Source organism: Mycobacterium sp. E2699, from assembly GCF_001666745.1.
GTDB lineage: Bacteria > Actinomycetota > Actinomycetes > Mycobacteriales > Mycobacteriaceae > Mycobacterium.
Genome location: NZ_LZJH01000045.1, coordinates 1 through 1316, shown reverse-complemented (window position 1 = coordinate 1316; position 1316 = coordinate 1). Strand labels below are relative to the sequence as shown.

At 67.7% G+C, this 1316-nt stretch carries 1 protein-coding gene; it reads left to right on the top strand.

The features are described 5' to 3' along the window. A partial coding sequence (locus tag A5696_RS05655; protein ID WP_156738268.1) for an HAD-IC family P-type ATPase occupies window positions 1–1316 on the top strand: 1316 nt, incomplete at both ends.

Below are 1316 nucleotides of genomic sequence, written 5' to 3'. Positions count from 1 at the left end.
GGCGACATCGACATCCTGATCACCGACAAGACCGGCACGCTGACGGAGGGCCGCATCCGCCTGGTCGGCGCGGTCGATCCGGCCGGTGCGCCGGCCGAGCCGGTCCGGCGGCTCGGGTTGCTGGCCACCGACGTCGACCCGGAATCCGGTGTGGTGAGCGCCAATCCGCTCGACGCCGCGCTGTGGGACTCCCCGCAGCCACAGCAACTGGTGGGCGGCGCGGTGCGCCGCGTCGCGCTGCTGCCGTTCGACCACGAGCGGCGCGCGACGTCGGTGTTGGTCGACGACGACGGCAACCGCCTCCTCGTCGTCAAGGGCGCCCCCGAACAGGTCCTGGACCGGTGCGACGGGACGCCGGCGGCCGCGGATGCGACCCTGGCGGACTTGTTCGCCGCCGGACGGCGGGTGGTCGCCGTCGCCACCCGCCCGGCCGCCGAGCTGACGGAGCTCACCGCCGACGACGAACACGACCTCACGCTGGCCGGCTTTCTGGTCTTCGCCGACGAACCCAAACCCGCGGCGCGCCAGTCGCTGGCACAGCTGGCCGAACTGGGCATCGAGCTCAAGATCGCCACCGGCGACAATCCGCGGGTCGCCGAAAAGGTCTGCAATGACCTGGGTTTGGCGTCCAAGGGCACGATCACCGGCGCGCAGCTGGAATGCCTCGATGACGACGAATTCGGCCGCGCCGCTGCGGACCACAGTATCTTCGCCCGCATCTCCCCCGACCAAAAGGCACGGCTGATCACCGCGGCACGCCGCACCGGAAGATCGGTGGGGTTTCTCGGCGACGGGGTCAACGACGCGCTGGCATTGCACGCCGCCGATGTGGGCATCTCCGTCAACAGCGCCACCGACGTGGCCAAGGACGCGGCCGACGTGGTCTTGCTGGAAAAGGACCTGGGGGTGCTGGCCACCGGGGTGGCCACGGGCAGAAGGATTTTCGCCAATACCATCAAGTACGTGTTCATGGGCACATCGAGCAATTTCGGCAACACCTTCAGCGCCGCCGCCGCGTCGGCGTTCTTGCCGTTTCTGCCGATGCTGCCCAGCCAGATCCTGCTGGGCAACCTGCTCTACGATGCCTCGCAGTTGGCGATCCCCACCGACCGCGTCGATGAGGAGCAACGCGATGCGCCGGCGCACTGGAACGTCGCCTTCATCCGCAGGTTCATGCTGACGTTCGGGCCCATCAACTCGCTGTTCGACTTCTTGACCTTCGGATTCATGCTCGGCATCCTGCACGCCGGCGAGGTGGCGTTTCACACCGGGTGGTTCCTGGAAAACCTTCTCACCCAGACGTTTATCGTTTTCGC